General features: G+C 71.8%; 19 protein-coding genes. 11 read left to right on the forward strand and 8 right to left on the reverse strand.

Features of this window, described 5'->3' with window-relative positions:
* Nucleotides 1–5 precede the first annotated feature (5 nt).
* The 3 genes from WME76_RS04190 to WME76_RS04200 all read right to left on the reverse strand — a co-directional run bounded on the left by WME76_RS04190 (nt 6) and on the right by WME76_RS04200 (nt 2,285).
* Nucleotides 6–992, reverse strand: coding sequence for an HTTM domain-containing protein (locus tag WME76_RS04190; protein ID WP_437958921.1), 987 nt, complete (start codon nt 990–992; stop codon nt 6–8).
* Between the two features lie 4 nt (nt 993–996).
* Nucleotides 997–1,785, reverse strand: a complete 789-nt coding sequence (locus tag WME76_RS04195) for a DUF5819 family protein (protein WP_437958922.1) — start codon at nt 1,783–1,785, stop codon at nt 997–999.
* A 113-nt stretch (nt 1,786–1,898) separates the two neighbouring features.
* Nucleotides 1,899–2,285, reverse strand: a complete 387-nt coding sequence (locus WME76_RS04200) for a hypothetical protein (protein WP_437958923.1) — start codon at nt 2,283–2,285, stop codon at nt 1,899–1,901.
* Between the two features lie 580 nt (nt 2,286–2,865).
* On the opposite strand from WME76_RS04200, the gene WME76_RS04205 reads away from it, so the two are divergent.
* Nucleotides 2,866–3,138, forward strand: a complete 273-nt coding sequence (locus WME76_RS04205) for a hypothetical protein (RefSeq protein ID WP_437958924.1) — start codon at nt 2,866–2,868, stop codon at nt 3,136–3,138.
* A 41-nt stretch (nt 3,139–3,179) separates the two neighbouring features.
* Here the strand turns inward: WME76_RS04205 and WME76_RS04210 are convergent, their stop codons facing one another.
* Both WME76_RS04210 and WME76_RS04215 read right to left on the reverse strand, forming a co-directional pair.
* Entirely contained in the window at nt 3,180–4,106 is a 927-nt protein-coding gene (locus tag WME76_RS04210) for an alpha/beta fold hydrolase (protein ID WP_437958925.1), read from the reverse strand.
* 197 nt (nt 4,107–4,303) lie between these two features.
* Nucleotides 4,304–5,788 carry a sigma 54-interacting transcriptional regulator gene (locus tag WME76_RS04215; protein WP_437958926.1) on the reverse strand — a complete coding sequence of 495 codons (1,485 nt, stop codon included), beginning with the start codon at nt 5,786–5,788 and terminating at the stop codon, nt 4,304–4,306.
* Between the two features lie 112 nt (nt 5,789–5,900).
* On the opposite strand from WME76_RS04215, the gene WME76_RS04220 reads away from it, so the two are divergent.
* On the forward strand, nt 5,901–6,371 hold the full coding sequence (locus WME76_RS04220) for a hypothetical protein (RefSeq protein WP_437958927.1): 471 nt from the start codon (nt 5,901–5,903) through the stop codon (nt 6,369–6,371).
* Nucleotides 6,372–6,549: 178 nt separating this feature from the next.
* Here WME76_RS04220 and WME76_RS04225 read toward each other — a convergent pair whose 3' ends face one another.
* Entirely contained in the window at nt 6,550–7,395 is an 846-nt protein-coding gene (locus WME76_RS04225) for a GFA family protein (protein WP_437958928.1), read from the reverse strand.
* Between the two features lie 45 nt (nt 7,396–7,440).
* On the opposite strand from WME76_RS04225, the gene WME76_RS04230 reads away from it, so the two are divergent.
* Nucleotides 7,441–7,665, forward strand: coding sequence for a hypothetical protein (locus WME76_RS04230; RefSeq protein WP_437958929.1), 225 nt, complete (start codon nt 7,441–7,443; stop codon nt 7,663–7,665).
* Between the two features lie 41 nt (nt 7,666–7,706).
* Nucleotides 7,707–8,906, forward strand: a complete 1,200-nt coding sequence (locus WME76_RS04235) for an aromatic amino acid transaminase (RefSeq protein WP_437958930.1) — start codon at nt 7,707–7,709, stop codon at nt 8,904–8,906.
* A 124-nt stretch (nt 8,907–9,030) separates the two neighbouring features.
* Here WME76_RS04235 and WME76_RS04240 read toward each other — a convergent pair whose 3' ends face one another.
* Nucleotides 9,031–9,405 (reverse strand): VOC family protein, encoded by a 375-nt coding sequence (locus tag WME76_RS04240; RefSeq protein WP_437962071.1) that lies wholly within the window; start codon nt 9,403–9,405, stop codon nt 9,031–9,033.
* Between the two features lie 240 nt (nt 9,406–9,645).
* On the opposite strand from WME76_RS04240, the gene WME76_RS04245 reads away from it, so the two are divergent.
* On the forward strand, nt 9,646–10,575 hold the full coding sequence (locus tag WME76_RS04245) for a LysR substrate-binding domain-containing protein (protein ID WP_437958931.1): 930 nt from the start codon (nt 9,646–9,648) through the stop codon (nt 10,573–10,575).
* A gap of 91 nt (nt 10,576–10,666) precedes the next feature.
* On the opposite strand, the gene bioA is transcribed toward WME76_RS04245, so the two are convergent.
* A complete protein-coding gene (gene bioA / locus WME76_RS04250; RefSeq protein WP_437958932.1) occupies nt 10,667–11,965 on the reverse strand; it encodes an adenosylmethionine--8-amino-7-oxononanoate transaminase in 1,299 nt (432 codons plus the stop codon).
* 299 nt (nt 11,966–12,264) lie between these two features.
* On the opposite strand from bioA, the gene WME76_RS04255 reads away from it, so the two are divergent.
* The 6 genes from WME76_RS04255 (at nt 12,265) to WME76_RS04280 (ending at nt 15,934) form a co-directional block, all read left to right on the forward strand.
* Entirely contained in the window at nt 12,265–13,116 is an 852-nt protein-coding gene (locus tag WME76_RS04255) for an alpha/beta fold hydrolase (protein ID WP_437958933.1), read from the forward strand.
* A gap of 95 nt (nt 13,117–13,211) precedes the next feature.
* Complete coding sequence (locus WME76_RS04260; protein ID WP_437958934.1) at nt 13,212–13,979, forward strand: RNA polymerase sigma factor; 768 nt, start codon at nt 13,212–13,214, stop codon at nt 13,977–13,979.
* A gap of 6 nt (nt 13,980–13,985) precedes the next feature.
* Entirely contained in the window at nt 13,986–14,228 is a 243-nt protein-coding gene (locus WME76_RS04265; RefSeq protein WP_437958935.1) for an anti-sigma factor family protein, read from the forward strand.
* A 235-nt stretch (nt 14,229–14,463) separates the two neighbouring features.
* On the forward strand, nt 14,464–14,700 hold the full coding sequence (locus WME76_RS04270; RefSeq protein WP_061616880.1) for a DUF433 domain-containing protein: 237 nt from the start codon (nt 14,464–14,466) through the stop codon (nt 14,698–14,700).
* Nucleotides 14,697–15,083 (forward strand): DUF5615 family PIN-like protein, encoded by a 387-nt coding sequence (locus WME76_RS04275; RefSeq protein ID WP_437958936.1) that lies wholly within the window; start codon nt 14,697–14,699, stop codon nt 15,081–15,083. The genes WME76_RS04270 and WME76_RS04275 overlap by 4 nt, the downstream gene beginning before the upstream one ends.
* Before the next feature lie 284 nt (nt 15,084–15,367).
* Nucleotides 15,368–15,934 carry a hypothetical protein gene (locus tag WME76_RS04280; protein WP_437958937.1) on the forward strand — a complete coding sequence of 189 codons (567 nt, stop codon included), beginning with the start codon at nt 15,368–15,370 and terminating at the stop codon, nt 15,932–15,934.
* The last annotated feature ends 269 nt before the right edge of the window (nt 15,935–16,203 follow it).

The raw sequence follows: 16,203 nt of genomic DNA on the forward strand, positions 1-16,203 counted from the left end.
CGCTGCTACTTCGCACGGACCCGGCGCCCGGGCAGGAGGCGCCGGAGCGACGGCGCCTCGAGGGGCAGCAGCCGCCTGGCGAGGGCGCCGATCGCCCGATACTCCCTGTCCGAGACGAGCGCCAGCTCGACGCTGATCATGAACGCGGCGAACGTCACGAGGCCCATCATGATCGCGATGCCGGAATGGAACAGGAACGCACCGGCGAGCGCGAGCCTCCGTGTGTGTCGGTTCAGGACGAACAGGAACGGGAAGCTGAGCTGGAACGCGACCGTCGCGTAGGTCATCGCCGTCACCAGCGCCACGCTGCGGTAGAGGCCCTCGCTGTGCCCGGGCCACGTGAACTCGCCGACGCGGGTGATGTAGTAAAGGGCCGTCCCGTTCTGCCAGAGCTCGCCCTGCACCTTGTACAGCCCGGCGACCCCGTAGACGAGGCACACCTGGACGGCGCAGGCGAGGATCGCCGCGTTGTGCATCATCGCCTTGATGCGCACGAGCTCCCCGCCGCGCTCCCGCTGCGCGCGCAGGCGGTCGGCGTCGAGCGAGAAGTGGGCGCCGAGCTCGGCGAAGATGCCGTAGAGGAGCGCGAGCCGGACCACGTTGTCGCCGCCGTCGAGCAGGACCGGGTTCCGCTGGTGCAACGACCAGAGCCCCACGTACGTGAGAAGGGACATGAGCCGCGTGCGGAAGCCGACCACCCACAGCGCCGCGAACAGGATACCGAGGTGGAAGATGACCTCGAAGTAGAGCGGCGATCGGCTGAGCACGTAGATCGAGAACGCGCCGGCGCTGTGGGCCTCCTCGAGCGAGCGCGCGAACGGCCATACCCCCTCGGGGCCGTAGAGGTAATGGCGCTGGTGGTAGTTGGCCAGGTAGAGGTGGAGGATCGTCAGCCCGGCGGCGATCCGGAAGAGGCTGGCACCGATCAGGCAGCGCTCCTGGCTCGCGAGCTCCACGACGCGATGCCAGCGCGCGTTCAGCTTGCTCAGCATGGGTTTACCTCTCCTCCAGGGCGGCTGTCCGGTCGGCCGCGGGCGGCTCGGGGCCGCCCTCCAACGCCACCTCGAGCGGCGCCACCGGTTGATACGGAGCCCAGTCGAGATCGTAATACGCCATCTCGCCCCCGGCGTCGGGCAGGCCGCGCCGGGAGAAGCGCGGGAATCTCAGCACCGCCATGCGCATCCGCACGGCGGTGGTGCGGTTCGGGCCATGGAGGCTGTCGCAGTGCGCGGAGCCGGCCCGCGTCAGGACGATCTGGCCCAGCCGAGAGCCGGCGTCCTGCTCCCTCTTCACCTGGTCCCGGAGCCTGTCGACCTCCTGCTCCTCCGGCGCGCCCGCGCCCCCTCCGCCGGGCAGCGCGCGGGCGCGACGCTCGTCGAGCTTCTTCGCCATCTGCAGCGACGCCGGATCGGCGCTGTAGATCAGGCGCGCCGCGCCCGTCACCGATCGCCCGACGCGCGTCGCGGGCCCGAGCCGGTTCTCCAGGTGGGCTTCCCAGTAGGGGGTCGTGATGTCGGTCCACCCGGTCTCGGTCGTGCTCCCGTCCGGCGCGCGCAGGCGGCAGGCGACCATCAGGAGGCGGGTGTCGGTGATGGGGTCGGGCGCGAAGAGGTGCCAGTTCTGCTGCAGGAGAGGGTTCATGTACCCGTCGATGAACCGCGCGAAGCGGAGCTTGAGCGGGTTCTGCGGCGTCAGGTACGCCAGCGTCATCGCGAAATGAAAACAGAGCGCCGCGCCGAGCAGCGCGGGCGCGGACGTCGAGAGCACGCGGAGGAAACGGCGCATGGATTCGTCCATCCCGGGTTCAGGGTCGTCGGAGAGAGAGCCCCGCGCGGCAGGAGCGCCGCGCGAGGCGGTAGATGGCTGCGAGCGGCCCCGGCGGGGCCGCTCGCAGCAGGCTAGTTGTCGAAGAGGACGTCCGCCTGACCGGGCGCCGGCGCGTCGTTCATCGCGACCCTCCTCCAGCCTCCGTAGCCGCGGTATCCCCCCGCGTTGGCCGCCGCGAGGCCAAAGTTGCCGATCCCGCCGGCCTGGGCGACCGCCGACTGGGACACGGCCCCGGAGGTCCCGATCGCGATGCCCGCGATGCCCACCTGCGTCGTGGTGGCCACGTTGGCCGCGGGGAAGCCGTAGTACGCCACCCTCTCGGGCGTCGCGGCGCTCGCCTCGGCGCGCAGGCCGGAGCGGGCCTTCAGGCTCGAGGCGGCGGGCGTCGCCGCGTGCGCCATCGCCACGCCAATGAACAACGACATCCCGGTGACTGCTGTGATGATCTTGCGTGCCATGTTCTTCTCTTTCTGTTCGATCGTGTGGTGGTTGCAGCGGCCCGACATGCCACCCGCGCTGTTCGAGCGCGGCTCCCCCACACGAACAGGGGCTCGGCGGCGCTCCGCGCAGGAATCGAGTTCGCGGGTGATGTCAGGACTCAGCGTCACCGAGAGAGCACGACTCGTGCCGATCTCTCCCTCCGCCCGCCGCGCGCGCGCTCCGCCGCCGGCCCGGGCCGATGCGCGGGCCGTACCCCCTCAGGGCGGCGCGCTGGGCCCGACGCGTCTTGCTCATTCGAGCAATCCGTTACGCGCAACGATCGATCCGGCGCGACGCGCCTCTCCATGGGATCTCGCCGCTCGCGGCGGTGATGCGGCGTGACAGGCGAGCTCGACCCGCGCAGCCGACCTGGCTCCGCCGTCCGAGCCCATGAATGCGCGCGGGGCAGCGCTCCGGCGCGCGCCGCGGAGCCGCGATGTCGGCCGAGGACCGCGAGATCCGGCACGCCGCGTGCTTCACGTCGCGGCGATCAACGATGTCCGTCCACGAGCGCATCGCTGACCAGGAGGAGTGAAGATGGTTGCTACGCTTTTGTCATTGTTCGTGATGTCAGTGCTGCCCGCTTCCACGGAGCTCCAGGCGAGCCCGGGCGGCGGGTCTGTGGGCGACGCGGCGGGGGCGTCGAACGGCGCGGAGGAGCGCGGTTTCTCGAGCGCGAGCGGAGATGGTGCCGTGGCGGGCGTCGAGGAGGACTCGATCGCTTCGTGCGTCGTGACCTGCCCGGGGGGCGATAAGGAGGTCTCGTGCCCGGATGGGTCGTGCCAGTGTTACTGTGATGCGGGCGGCGATCCGGTCTGCAAGTGCGGTTGAGCGCGGGCAGCGGGCGCGGCTCGGTCCCGGGCCGTGGCCGCTCAGCCTCGCGCGAAGGCGAGCAGATCGCGGCCGAGCCGCTCGCGGTGGGTGACGAACAGCCCGTGCGGCGCGCCCTCGTACACGACGAGGCGGCTGCCCGGGACGAGCGCCGCCGTCTTCTGGCCGGTGAGCGCGAGCGGCGCCGACGCGTCGCGGTCGCCCTGGAGGACGAGGGTCGGCACCCGGATCCGGCGCAGCTCGTCGCGGAAGTCGGCCTCGGCCATGGCGTGGTTGCAGTCGATCGCCGCCTTCATCGAGCACTGGAGCATCAGAGAGCGCACCCATTCCCTCGTCGCGGGCGGCGTCTCGTCCACGAAGAACGGCGGCGTGTTGTCGTCCAGCCATCGCGGGTAATCGGCGCGGATCGCCGCGCGTACGTGCTCGATGAGGTGCCGATCGATCCCGTCGGGGTTGTCGGCCGCCCTGAGGATCATCGGCGTGGTCGGCGCCAGGAACACGGCCCGGGCGATTCGACGATCGCCGTGGCGTGAGAGGTAGCGGGCGATCTCGCCGCCGCTCATCGAGTGGCCCACCAGCGTGACCTCGCGCAGGTCGAGCTGCTCCAGGACGGCGGCGAGGTCGTCGGCGAGCGTGTCGTACTCGTAGCCCTGCCCCGGATCGCTCGAGCGGCCGTGGCCGCGCCGGTCGTAGGCGACGCAGCGCAGGCCGTGGTCGACGAGGTCGATCATCTGGTAGCCCCACATGTCGCTGCTCAGCGCCCATCCCGAGAGGAACAGCACGGGCTTCCCCGCGCCCCAGTCGCGGTAGAAGAGCAGCGCGCCGTCCTGCGCCTCGACGAACGGGCCGGCGGCGTGCTGCGGGCGGTTTCGCGCCGCGGGCGCGGGCGGCTGCCCCGGGCTCGCCGACGGGCCGACCTCCGGCTTCACCGGTGCTGCCGACGGCGTGTCGATGCTCTGTTCATTCATCGTGGGTCTCCTTCCTCGTTGCGCGCTGTGCGTCGCGAGGTGGAGTTGAACCACGGCGAGGGCGGCGGTCGATTACCTGCCAGGTAATGAGGGGAGGGAGATCGCGGCGCGGGCTCCCCGGCGCGCGGGCATTCCGGCGCCGCGCCGGCGTGTTCCGGCGCGCGTCGCTCCGGGCGGCGCGGCCGGGACAATCCGGGTCAGTCGTTGCTCTTGCGCTTGCGCGGCCGCGGGATCCCGTAGGCGTCCAGCCGGGCCACGAAGGTGCGGCGGGGCATGCCGAGGAGCGCCGCGGCCTGCGTCTGGTTGCCCGCGCACTGCTCCAGCGCGTCCACGATCCGGCGCCGCTCGATCGCGTCGAGCTCGCGCCGCAGGTCGCCCGCGCTCTGGCCCGACCGCGCGGCGCCGGCGTCCTCGTCGGCCGCCTTCGCGGGCGTGGCGGGCGCCAAGGTCGCGCCGGCGGGCGCGACGCTCGTGTCCAGGGGCGGCGCCAGGGGAGCCGCCGCGGGCGGCGTGGCGGCCGCGTCGAGCAGGAGGTGCTCCGGGAGCACCGTGTCGCCGCCGGAGAGCACGACCGCGCGCTCGATCACGTTGCGCAGCTCGCGGATGTTGCCGGGCCACGGGTGCGCCTCCAGGGCGGCGATCGTCTCGGGGGCGAACGCGGGCGCCCGGCGCCCGAGCGCGCCGGCGGTCCGCTCGGCGATCGCGCGCGCGAGCGGCGCGATCTCGGCGACGCGCGCGCGGAGCGGCGGGATGGTCAGCGCGATGCCGTTCAGCCGGAAGAACAGGTCTTCCCGGAACGCGCCGCGCTTCACCTCGGCGGCGAGGTCGCGGTTCGTGGCCGAGAGGAAGCGGACGTCGATGGGCCGCGGGCTCAGGCCTCCGACGCGCATCACCTTCCGGTCCTCGAGCACGCGCAGCAGCTTCACCTGGATGGAGGGCGGCAGCTCGCCCACCTCGTCGAGCAGCACGGTGCCCTTCTCGGCGGTCTCGAGCAGGCCGGGCTTCGCCTGGCCGGCGCTCGTGAAGGCGCCCTTCTCGTGGCCGAAGAGCTCGCTCTCGAGGAGCGACTCGGACAGCGCCGCGCAGTTGAGCCGCAGGAACGGCCCCGGCGCGCGCGGCGACCGCCGGTGGATGTGCTCGGCCAGCACCTCCTTGCCGGCGCCCGTCTCGCCGAGCAGGAGCACGGTGATCGGCGAGCCTGCCACGCGCTCGGCGAGCGCGTAGAGCTTCTGCATCGCCGGGTCGATCACGATGGGCTCGCCCGGCCCCTGGACCGGCGCCGCGCTCGTCGCGCCCTCGCGCGGCACGATCACGATCAGCGCCGAGCCGAGGTTGACCGCGTCGCCGACGGAGAGCTCCATGGTCTTGCCCGGCTCGAGCTGGAGCTCGAGCAGCTTGGTCGTCGGCCCGGCGCTGCGCTCGCGGCGCAGGCGGGTGCCGTTCGCGCTCCCGAGGTCCTCGATCGCGATCGTCGGACCGAGGTGGATGATCGCGTGCCGGCGCGAGACGGAGCTGTCGTCGATCGGGACGTCGTTCTCCTTGGATCGGCCGAGCGACACCCTTCCCTCGGCCGGCAGCGGGTGCCGGGTCACGCGGCCCCCGGCGAACACCGTGAGCTCCAGGGGAGCATCCAGGCGGTGGTGGTGGGCGCCGGGGGGATCGGCGGCATCGGAGCGGCGCATACGCATCAGGTCGCCAGGATAGCCGAACCTGCGCGCCGGAGCTGGCCCGCGGGAGCCGGAGGGGGGCGCGCTGGATTGCGGGCGCTGGAGGGGGCGTGGTACGTGTCGCTGCATGAGGCCCGGGGGAACCTCCTTGCTCGTCCTCGTCGTCGCGTGCGCCCTCCTCGCGAGCGCGTGCTCCGAGGCGGCGCAGCCCGCCGCGGGCCCGCGGACCGCCGGCGACGCGAGCGCGCAGCCCGCTCCCCCTCGGGTCCGCACGTACCCGGCCGCCGACCTCGAGCGGATGGCGCGCATCGCCGCCGCGCGCTGCAAGAAGGCGAACACGCCGTCGGACGCCGCGTGCCTCCTGGACCAAGCCTCCACCTTCCTGAGGTACCCGCCCGAGGACCCTGATTGCCGCTACGTCGCGGGGACCGCGCTCTCCGTCGCCGAGTGTTCGGAGTTCGAGGAGGGCTGCTTGAGCGTGGACCCCGGGGATCTCGTCCGCCAGCTCGACGCCCTGCAGGGCGTCGGCAAGGACTGCCAGCGCGACCCGACCGACGTCGAGCGGGCCGCGGTGCTGAAGCTCGCGGGCGCCAAGTGACGGGCTGAGTCCTCTGGTTCACGAGAGAGAGAGAAGGAACCACAGAGGCACAGAGGGCACAGAGGCGAGAGAGGAGAGAAATAGAGATTCATCTCTCTTCTTCTCTATCTCTCCCCTCTGCGCCCTCTGTGCCTCTGCGGTTCGAATTCTTCTCCTTGCGCGCCGTCTCTCTTCGTCGTCAGGCCTGGGGCGGGAGCTCGGCGAACTGCGGCAGGTCGCCCGTGATCGGGAACCAGCTCGCCCTGGAGGCGGTGAAGATGTGGGCTGCAGGGCGGATGCCGGGATCGGTGTCGAGCGTGCCCGCGGGCACCACGGCGAAGCCGCGCTCGGGCGACAGCCGCGGCGCCGCGCCGCCGCAGCGCGTGCAGAACGCCACGGCGAAGAAACGCGCCTCGGGCACCTTGTAGCTCGCGACCTGCGCGTCACCGCGGACCCAGCGGAACGCGTCCAGCGCGACGAAGACGTTGGTCGCGTGCGCGGCGCTGCGCCCGCGGCGGCAGCGCGAGCAGTGGCAGTTCATCATGCGGAGGGGCGCGCCGTCGAACTCGAAGGCCACGTCGCCGCACAGGCAGCTCCCCTGGGTGACGCCCTCTCTGGGCGCGACCGCGGGGCGCGAGACGACCGGCGCCTGGCTCGGGGGCGGCCATTCCTCGAACTGCGGCAAGGAATCCGTGATCGTGTACCAGGGCGCCCTGGAGCGGACGAACTGGTGGAACTCTGGCGCGATGCCGAGATCACCCTCGAGGTTGCCGGCATGGACCAGGGCGAGCCGCCGCTCGGGGGCGAGCAGCGGGGTGGCCGAGCCGCACGTGGCGCAGAAGGACCGATGACGGCTCGCGCACGACGCGCGGATCGCGTGCTCGCCGGCGAGCCAGCGAAAGCCCGAGAGCGGCGCGACAGCGGCCGTGGCGAACGCCGAGCCGTGGAACTTGCGGCACATCGAGCAGTGGCAGTGCAGCATGGCGTGGAACGGACCGTCGATCTCGTAGTGGACCGTTCCGCATAGACACGCGCCCCTGGTCATGGCCGTACCTCCCGTTCTCGTGCGTGATCCGTGTGCGCCGGAGCGATGACCCGGGCGCGCACGTTAGCACGGCGGGGGCTGCTCGAAGGTCGCTTCCTCGTCGATGCCAGCGTTCGACAGGCGTCGGGGCCGAAGCGCCGCGCCGGCATCACGAAGCACGCGAGCTCCAGCGGGGAGCTGGCCCACCTCGGCGGCCTCCGGCGCGGCCCCGGAGCCGGCCCGCGCTTCACGACCCAGCTCCTGCTCGCGCGCCGCCTCAGGCCGGGGTAAGGAGCGGTGCCGACCGCCCGCGCGGCGGTGTGAGGTAAACCATGGCATCCATCTTCTCCGACATCCCGCTCGCCCCCGCTGACCCGATCCTCGGCCTGACCGACGCTTTCCAGAAGGACCAGAACCCGCGCAAGGTCAACCTCGGCGTGGGCGTCTACCAGAACGCGCAGGGCAAGGTGCCCGTACTCAAGGTCATCCGGGAGGCCGAGAAGCGCTGGTACGAGAAGGAGGACTCCAAGTCTTACCTGCCGATCGACGGCGCCCCGGCGTACACGCGCGCGGTCCAGGAGCTGCTGCTCGGCGAAGGCTCCGCGCCGGTCCGTGACGGGCGCGTGGTCACCGCGCAAGCGCTCGGCGGCACGGGCGCGCTCAAGCTCGGCGCCGACTTCCTGCGCCGTTTCCTGCCGGACTCGGCGCTCTGGATCAGCGCGCCGAGCTGGGAGAACCACCGCGCGCTCTTCGAGGCCGCCGGCTTCAAGGTGAGCGAGTACCCCTACTACGACCCGACCACGCACGGGCTCGACTTCGCGGGCATGCGCCGCGCGCTGCTCGAGGCGCCGGCGCGCACGGTGATCTTGCTCCACGCCTGCTGCCACAACCCGACCGGGGTGGACCTCGACGCGCAGCAGTGGGACGAGGTCGTCCGCATCGTGCGCGAGCGCGATCTCGTGCCGTTCATCGACTTCGCCTACCAGGGCTTCGGTGACGGGATCGAGCAGGACGCCGCCGCCGTGCGCGCCTTCGCCCGCGCGGACCTGCCCTGCGTCATCGCGAGCTCGTTCTCCAAGTCGTTCTCGCTCTACCGCGAGCGGGTGGGCGCGGTCAGCCTGGTCACCGCCAGCAGCGATGAGGCGAAGCGGGTCGCCTCGCAGTTGAAGCGCGTGATCCGGACCAACTACTCGAACCCCGCCTCCCACGGCGCGCAGCTGGTCGCGCTGGTGCTGGGCGACCCGGAGCTGCGCCGGCAGTGGGAGGGCGAGCTCGGCGAGATGCGCGACCGCATCCGCGCGATGCGCGGCCGCTTCGTGGAGCTCCTGGCGAAGAAGGGCGCGGGGCGCGACTTCTCCTTCATCACGCGGCAGAAGGGCATGTTCTCGTACTCGGGCATCGAGCTCGAGCGCGTGCGCCGGCTGCGCTCGGAGTTCGGCCTGTACATCGTCGACAGCGGGCGGATCTGCGTCGCGGCGATGAACGAGGGCAACCTCGAGTACATCACCGACAGCATCGCCTCGGTGCTCTAGCCACCGCGCCCGCGCAGGCCTGCGCTCGAGCGCCGCCCCCATGCACGAGCGCAGGCCCCGGCGCCTGGCCGGGGGCGGCCATTCGGCGAGCGCGTCCGAGGCGACGTGCCCGGCGGAGGAGCCCTCAACGGGCAGGTTGCCAGAGCTCGATGGGGTTGCCGGACGGGTCATCGAGCAGAATCTGGGAGCCACCGACTCCGCTCACGATGTCGTTGCGGAACCGCAGCCCGGCCGCGCGGAGCCGGGCCACCTCGGCGGCGAGATCGGCCACGGGCAGCTGAATGCGGCTCCAGCCGCCGGGGACAGGCTGGCGCCCGTCGGGCATCGGCCGCGCGCCCGAGCTGGCCTTACCGCTGAGCAGGAGCCGCAGGTCGCCGCGGGTGACGGCGGCGAACGCGGGGCGGGCGTCCGATTCGAGCGCGAAGCCCAGGTGCGTCGTGTAGAAGGCAATGGCGGCGTCGACGTCGTCGATCATGTAGCGGACGCTGACCGTGCTCATGGGCCTCAGTTCTCCTCGCGATGACGTGCTTGATGAGGCGGCGCAGCCCGACAGCAGCGTGAGCCACAGGACCGACAGGGCCCAGGACGCCGTCCCGGCGAGCGCCGAACTTCGGTTGAAGTACATGGGGTTGCGCGTTCTCCGTTCCTCGATGGACACGATACGCACGGGCGCGTGGATGACCATCCGGAGCGCGGGCAAAGCATTGTCAACCGCAGGTTAACGACCTACCCTCGCCGCGTGGACCTCTTCTCCGGCGTACTGCCGTTCGTCTGCGTGGCGGAGGCGGGGGGGTTCCGCGCCGCGGCCGCGCGCCTCGGGGTCACGGCCGCCGCCGTGAGCAAGTCCGTGGCCAGGCTGGAGGCCGAGCTCGGGGTCGTGCTCCTGGAGCGCACGTCGCGCCATGTCGCGCTCACGCCTGAGGGCGCCGTGTTCCTCGAGCGCTGTCGTGCGGCCATCGCGCAGCTGAAGGCGGGGCGCGAGCAGGTCGCCGGGGCACAGAGAGAGCCGCACGGCACCTTGCGCGTGACCTTACCGCCGGTGCTCGGTCGAAGCGTCCTGCCGGTCGTCGCGCGGCTGTCGGCGCGTTACCCGCGGCTGGCGATCCGGCTCATCGCCACGAATCGCCTCCTGCCGCTCGCGCAGGAGGAGATCGACGTCGCGCTGCGCATGGGATCGCTCGAGAGCTCATCCCTCGTCGCGCGCGCTCTGCGCACGCCGCGCTGGATCACCGTCGCCGCGCCTGCCTACCTCGCGAGCCGGGGGGTCCCGACGTCGCCGGCCGACCTCGCGCGGCACGAGTGCATCAAGTTCGTGCTGCGCGGCAAGGTCGTCGATTGGCGCTTTCGTGCGGGCGATGGCGGCGTCGACGTCGCGACGCCCTCGCGCATCGTGCTCGATCAAAGCGATCTGCTCATGGACGCGGTGGTGCAGGCGATCGGGGTGGCGCAAGTCCTCGATTTCATGGCCGCTCCGCTGCTCGAAGCGGGGCTCGTCGTGGAGGTGCTGGCGCCGTTCGCGACCGAGGGCCCACCGCTGCACGCGCTCACGCCGGCGCGCCGGGCGTCCGTCCCGCGCGTGCGTGTCTTCCTCGAGGCGCTCGGCGACGCGCTCGGCCGCGGTGGTCACGGCCCTCGTGGCTCGCCGAAGATCCGCGCCTCGGCGGGCTAGTTCCTGCCAGGATTCCTGACGCACGAAACCAGCGAGGCCGTCTGTGGCGATCCTCTTCAGTGCTGGCTGCGACGGGACCTGCGCGTGCGGCTCAGAGCTCGGACACCACGTTCACGATGGCCCCGGTGATGCGCGACAGGTCTTCTGGATCGATGATGTAGGGAGGCATGGTGTAGACCAGCTTCCCGAACGGCCGCAGCCAGACGCCGCGCTCCACGAAGGCCGGCTGGACGCGCGCCATGTCGACGGGCTGCTTGAGCTCGACCACGCCGATGGCGCCGAGCACGCGGACGTCGGCGACCGCATCGAGCGCGCGGCAGGGGGCGAGCTCGCGGCGGAGCTGCGCCTCGATGGCCGAGACGCGCGCGCGCCACGGCGAGCCGAGCAGCAGGCGGACGCTGGCCAGCGCGGCGCTGCAGGCGAGCGGATTGGCCATGTACGTCGGGCCGTGCATGAACGCGTGCGGCGCGCTCCCGGCGATCGTCTCGGCCACCCGCTCCGTGCAGAGCGCGGCGGCCAGGGTCATGGTGCCGCCGGTGAGGGCCTTGCCGAGGCACATGATGTCCGGCGCGACACCAGCGTGGTGGCAGGCGAACAGCTCCCCGGTGCGGCCGAAGTTGGTCGCGATCTCGTCGAGGATGAGCAGCACGCCGTGGCGGTCGCAGAGCGCGCGCAGCTGGCGCAGGTACTGCGGGTGGTAGAAGCGCATCCCGCCGGCGTTCTGCGCGATCGGCTCGAGGATGACGGCCGCGACCTCGCGCGCGTGCTGCTCGAGCAGCGCGGCCATGCTGCCCAGGGCGTCCGGCGACCAGGGCGCGTCGAACGCCGGCCCGGGCGCCGGCGCAAAGAGGTGCTGCGCGAGCGCGCCGCGGAAGAGGTGGTGCATGCCGCCCACGGGATCGGTGACCGCCATCGCGCCGAACGTGTCGCCGTGGTAGCCGCCGAGCGCGCTGATCAGGCGGCGCTTCTCGGGCCGCCCCTGCGCCAGGAAGAACTGCAGGGCGAGCTTGATGGCCACCTCGACCGACACGGACCCGGAGTCGGCGAGGAAGACGCGCGTCAGCGGCTCGGGCGTGATCGCCACGAGCGTCTCGCACAGCGCGACCGCGGGCTCGTGGGTGAGCCCCCCGAACATGACGTGGCTCATCCGCCCGAGCTGGTCGCGGACGGCCGCCGTCAGCGCCGGGTGTGCGTAGCCGTGGATGGCGGCCCACCACGACGACATGCCGTCGACGAGCTCGCGGCCGTCGGTCAGCGTGAGTCGGACGCCCTCCGCGCGCTCGACGGCGAACAGCGGCGCGCTGGAGATGGGCGCGGCGTAGGGGTGAATCACGCAGCGGCGGTCGCGCGCGACGAGGTCGTCTCGACTGGCCGCGGAGCTCTCGGGCATCGCGACGCGTCTAGCCCAGAACGCGCAGCGCCACCAGGCTCTGTCGGGCGCGCCGTCGCCGTGCCCGGCGGGGCCCGGTGGGCCCGGCCGCCGCGCGGGGAGGAGTGGCCGCGGCCCCCTCCGTACGATTTCGCGATCGGGCCGTAACGTTTTGGCCCCCTCCGAGACTGTGCTCGTAGCGGGATGAGCCGCCGCGGCGCCGGGAACACGCCCGGGCGCAGGGGCGCGCGTGTCCGTCGCACGCCGGAACACCGGTGACGTCGCGCTCGAGGAGAGCCTGCGACGATGAGGAGACATCCATGAACGGTCTGCTTCGCAAGGTCTTGCGGTTTGGCACCATGATCTCGGCCGCGGCGCTGCTGTCGTCCGCGCTGCCCGGCTGCGGGGGCGGGGATACGGACAGCGGGGCGGGGGGCGAGGGCCCCCAGGGCTCGGACAAGAACACGTATGTCCTTGTCCACGGCGCCTTCGTTGGCGGCTGGGCGTGGGACAAGGTGGTGCCGCTCCTCGAGGCGGGCGGAAACGAGGTGATCGCCCTCGATCTTCCCGCGCACGGCGACGACCAGACGCCGCTCGCGGACGCCGGCCTGCAGGGCTATACCGATGCCGTCGTGGAGGCCATCGACGGCGCCTCGCGCCCGGTGGTCCTGGTCGGCCACAGCATGGGCGGCATCGTGGTGAGCCAGGCCGCCGAGCAGCGGCCCGACAAGGTGAAGACGCTGGTCTATCTGACAGCGTTCCTGATGAAGGACGGTCAGTCGCTGAACGAGGAGTGGGCCGACGACGAGGGGGCGGAGATCAAGGCGTACGCCGTCCCGTCGAGCGACGGCACCTCGCTCTCGTTCAAGGAGGGGTGGGCCGCGGACGCCTTCTGCCAGGATTGCTCTCCGGAGGACATCGCGCGGCTCGAGAGCCACCTGCGCGAGGAGCCCGCGAAGCCGTTCGGCGAGCCCATTCACGTCACGCAGGAGCGGTGGGGGAGCGTCCCCCGGGTCTACATCGAGGCGCTCCAGGATCTCGCCATCAGCCCTGCCGAGCAGAAGCAGCAGTACACGGCCTTGCCTTGCGAGAAGGTCATCTCGATCGACGCCGGCCACGCTCCCTTCCTGACGAAGCCGAAGGAAGTCGCGGACGCGCTGCGATCGCTGTGACCCTGGCGGCGTCCGCCGACTTCGACGGGCCCCGCGGGGCGCGCCGCCCCGGCGTCGATTGATGCGCGGCCGCGCGGCGTGATACCGTGCTCCGCGTGTCCCACGACCCCTCGGCCAGCGACGGCGCTGCGGCCCCCTCGGCGCAGCGCGCGCCGGCCGACCCGGGCCCGCTCCTCGCGGGGGGCGCGCTGGACGGCGCGGCCTCCTCCGCGGCGCCCGCGGGCACCGCGATGATGGCCTCCGCCGCGGCGTCCGCGGATGATGCCGCGCTCGTCCGCCGGCTGCTCGCGGGCGACGAGCAGGCCTTCGAGCAGCTCGTGACCGGGCTCCACACACCCATGCTCCGGCTGGCCCGGACCCTCGCCGGCCCCGCTGGCGCGCAGGAGGTCGTCCAGGAGACCTGGGCGGCGGTCTTCGACGGGCTCGTCCGCTTCGAGGGGCGCTCGTCGCTGAAGACATGGGTGTTCCGGATCCTGACGAACCGCGCCAGGACGTGGGGTACGCGGGAGAAACGCACGGTCCCTGTCTCCTGGACGGAGGACGGGGATCAGGGCAGCGAGACGGCGGTCGACCCGGCCCGGTTCGACGGCACGGGCGACTGGGTGAATCCGCCCGCCCCGTGGACGGAGCAGAGCCCGGAAGGCCTCTTGTTGCGCAAGGAGATCGCCGTCGTGCTCCAGCGGGAGCTCGAGGCCCTGGTGCCTGGACAGCGCGCGGTTGTCCAGCTGCGGGACGTGGAGGGTTGTCCCTCCGACGAGGTCTGCGAGATCCTCGGCATCAGCGAGGCGAACCAGCGGGTCCTCCTGCACCGTGGCCGATCGAAGCTCAGGGCCGCCCTGGAGCGAACCATGGCGAGGGGGTGAGCGCGCATGCTCGTCACGTGCTGTCAGTTGACGGAGATGATCACCGACAGGAGAGAGGGGGCGCTCTCCTCCGAGCAGGAGGAGGGCTGCGCGCAGCACCTCTCGTGGTGCGAGCGGTGCCGCACGTACCTGCGGCAGATGGATCTGACGATCGACGCGCTGAAGGGGATCCCGGGCGAGCCGCTGCACGACGAGGTCCGCGCCGCGCTGTTCGCCCAGTTCCAGAGGCGGAAGACCACCGCCGATTGAGCTGAGCTTTCCGGGCGGCGGTGGGGCTCAGGTCCGAGCGCGGCGCTGCAGGGCGAGGACGTGCCCGCCGCGCTGCCACGGGGCGTCCGCCGCCGTTGCGGCCGCGGGTCGCGCGGGTCCGGCGACGGTTGCGGCGGCTCGGGTATGGCCGCGCCGCCGGCCGATGCCGTCGCGCGTTCCCCGAGAGAGCGGCTCAGGGCAAGCCGAGGAGCCCGCAATGAGGTAGCCTTCCAGCATGGCGACCGAGCTGCTGGCAAGGATCACACATGACCCCGCCGTGATGGGGGGGCGGCCCTGTATCCGAGGGATGAGGGTGACGGTGGGTACCATCGTGGGCTTGCTGGCTGCGGGGCACTCCATCGAGGAGGTGCTCGATCTCTATCCCTACCTCGAGAGGGATGACGTGATGGCGGCGCTCTCCTATGCGGCATGGCGCGCCGAGGAGGTCGAGCTCCCGCTGAAGGCATCATGAAGGTTCTGGTGGACATGAACCTCTCGCCGACCTGGGCACCGTTCCTGAAAGGCGAGGGGATAGAGGCCGTTCACTGGTCTACCATCGGCGACGCTCGAGCACAGGATCGAGAGCTGATGGCCTGGGCACGCCAGGGCGGGTACATCGTCTTCACGCACGACCTCGACTTCAGCATTCTCATCGCGACGACGGGCGCCAGCGGTCCGAGCGTCCTGCAGGTTCGAACCCTGGATCCTCTCCCCGGCGCGATGGGGGACGTTGTCGTCCGCGTGCTTCGCGAGCACGCGGACGAGCTCGACCGAGGTGCGATTGTCACCCTCGACGGGACAACGTCACGGGTCCGGATTCTGCCGATTCGGCGAGGAAAGGATGGCCGTGCGTAACACCGTCACCTCGCCGTTTTCCGGCCGTCCGGTCATTCGCGCCGTCCAGCCGTACGGCTGCACGGCGGCGTGGTGAAGAAGAAATACACAGCCTGGCAACACGCGGCACGATCGGATTGCGCCGTCAAGGAGGCAGTACGGATCTCGTGCCGCCGCTGAGCCCGAAACGCTGGGTCGCGAGAACGACGCCGCGGGTTGCGTGGGGCCGCCGCGGGATGTAAGGACAGGGACTCGCCCCTTCCGGGCACTCCATACTTTGTTTTTGTTTGTTAAGGAGGTCCTTGATGAATTCTTTCACCACGCGTCATCGGTTTGTCTCCACGGTGCTCCTCCTGTGCGCCCCGCTGCTCGCCGGGGCGTGCGGCGAGGCTGGTCCCGAGATCGACGCCGTGGACAGCGAGACCGCCGGGCTCGTCTCTGCGGCGGCCGGAGGGATCAAGGGGAACAAGCCCGGCCGCTGCAGGCCGACCGGCTGTAGCGGGCAGGTCTGCGCGGACCAGACCGTGTACACGACGTGCGAGTGGCGCGAGGAGTACGCGTGCTACGGCGACCACGGCATCTGTGAGCGCGACGCGTCCGGCCAGTGCGGCTGGCGACAGACGCCGGAGCTCGTTGCGTGCCTCGGCGGCGGGGGGGAGGTGCCGCCTGGCGGCGAGCTCGGGCGCTGCGTTGTCACCGGCTGCAGCGGGCAGGTCTGCGCGGACGAGGAGGTGTTCACGACGTGCGAGTGGCGCGAGGAGTACGCGTGCTACGGCAGGCACGGCGTCTGCGAGCGCGACGCGTCCGGCCAGTGCGGCTGGCGGGACACCCCCGAGCTCGACGCCTGCCTCGGGTCGGCCTCGGGCATCTGAGCAGCGCGCCGGAGGGGGCCCCAGCTCCCCGTCCACGAGCCAGTCCCCCATGGGTCAGGTCGTCGTTGCCTTCCGCGACACGGACCCCGCTGACGGGGACAGGCGGCGACCGTGTCAGCGACACGGACCCCGCTGACAGGACAGCAGCGACCGTGTCAGGGACACGGAGAAGGTTGTCAGGGACAGGCGGCGACCTGCCAGGGACACGGAGAAGGTTGCCAGGGACCGGCGGCGACCTGTCAGGGACACGGAGAAGGCTGCCAGGGACA

Origin of the sequence: Sorangium sp. So ce119 (genome assembly GCF_051524405.1) — a bacterium.
Lineage (GTDB): Bacteria > Myxococcota_A > Polyangia > Polyangiales > Polyangiaceae > Sorangium > Sorangium cellulosum_G.

Coding starts and splice junctions, on each gene's coding strand:
- WME76_RS04230 (WP_437958929.1), top strand. CDS start 7,441: ATGACCCGGGCGCGCACGTTAGCACGGCGGGGGCTGCTCGAAGGTCGC.
- WME76_RS04235 (WP_437958930.1), top strand. CDS start 7,707: ATGGCATCCATCTTCTCCGACATCCCGCTCGCCCCCGCTGACCCGATC.
- WME76_RS04265 (WP_437958935.1), top strand. CDS start 13,986: ATGCTCGTCACGTGCTGTCAGTTGACGGAGATGATCACCGACAGGAGA.
- WME76_RS04200 (WP_437958923.1), bottom strand. CDS start 2,285: ATGGCACGCAAGATCATCACAGCAGTCACCGGGATGTCGTTGTTCATT.
- WME76_RS04275 (WP_437958936.1), top strand. CDS start 14,697: ATGAAGGTTCTGGTGGACATGAACCTCTCGCCGACCTGGGCACCGTTC.
- WME76_RS04210 (WP_437958925.1), bottom strand. CDS start 4,106: ATGAATGAACAGAGCATCGACACGCCGTCGGCAGCACCGGTGAAGCCG.
- WME76_RS04255 (WP_437958933.1), top strand. CDS start 12,265: ATGAACGGTCTGCTTCGCAAGGTCTTGCGGTTTGGCACCATGATCTCG.
- WME76_RS04215 (WP_437958926.1), bottom strand. CDS start 5,788: ATGCGCCGCTCCGATGCCGCCGATCCCCCCGGCGCCCACCACCACCGC.
- WME76_RS04280 (WP_437958937.1), top strand. CDS start 15,368: ATGAATTCTTTCACCACGCGTCATCGGTTTGTCTCCACGGTGCTCCTC.
- WME76_RS04190 (WP_437958921.1), bottom strand. CDS start 992: ATGCTGAGCAAGCTGAACGCGCGCTGGCATCGCGTCGTGGAGCTCGCG.
- WME76_RS04225 (WP_437958928.1), bottom strand. CDS start 7,395: ATGACCAGGGGCGCGTGTCTATGCGGAACGGTCCACTACGAGATCGAC.
- bioA (WP_437958932.1), bottom strand. CDS start 11,965: ATGCCCGAGAGCTCCGCGGCCAGTCGAGACGACCTCGTCGCGCGCGAC.
- WME76_RS04240 (WP_437962071.1), bottom strand. CDS start 9,405: ATGAGCACGGTCAGCGTCCGCTACATGATCGACGACGTCGACGCCGCC.
- WME76_RS04270 (WP_061616880.1), top strand. CDS start 14,464: ATGGCGACCGAGCTGCTGGCAAGGATCACACATGACCCCGCCGTGATG.
- WME76_RS04195 (WP_437958922.1), bottom strand. CDS start 1,785: ATGCGCCGTTTCCTCCGCGTGCTCTCGACGTCCGCGCCCGCGCTGCTC.
- WME76_RS04220 (WP_437958927.1), top strand. CDS start 5,901: ATGAGGCCCGGGGGAACCTCCTTGCTCGTCCTCGTCGTCGCGTGCGCC.